The sequence below is a fragment of the Psychrobacter sp. W2-37-MNA-CIBAN-0211 genome, assembly GCF_040309405.1.
Lineage (GTDB): Bacteria > Pseudomonadota > Gammaproteobacteria > Pseudomonadales > Moraxellaceae > Psychrobacter > Psychrobacter glaciei.
The window spans coordinates 1-233 of sequence record NZ_JBEOOU010000610.1; the positions used below are offsets into that span (position 1 = coordinate 1).

The window sequence follows — 233 nt, forward strand, 5'->3', positions numbered from 1 at the left end:
TATTCCAACCGAGGGAATCAAAAACTTTGCTATGGTGTTTGTAGGTATCGTATTTGTTATTAACTCGCTCGATTCACTGATTCGTTTATACACAGATAATTTAAACCTAACCGTAAAACGCTTTGGTAAATTTAAATATATTGCCATGAACGTTGTCGCTTTGTCGCTACTAACATTGCTATTTAAGCTTGAGTTTTTGCAAATTCAATGGGTGGGTGCTTTAGTTATAGGGT

General features: G+C 35.2%; 1 protein-coding gene. It reads left to right on the forward strand.

What is annotated here, in order from left to right:
- The coding region (locus AAEY72_RS16455; RefSeq protein WP_352311769.1) for a hypothetical protein at window positions 1-233 on the forward strand (233 nt) is incomplete at both ends.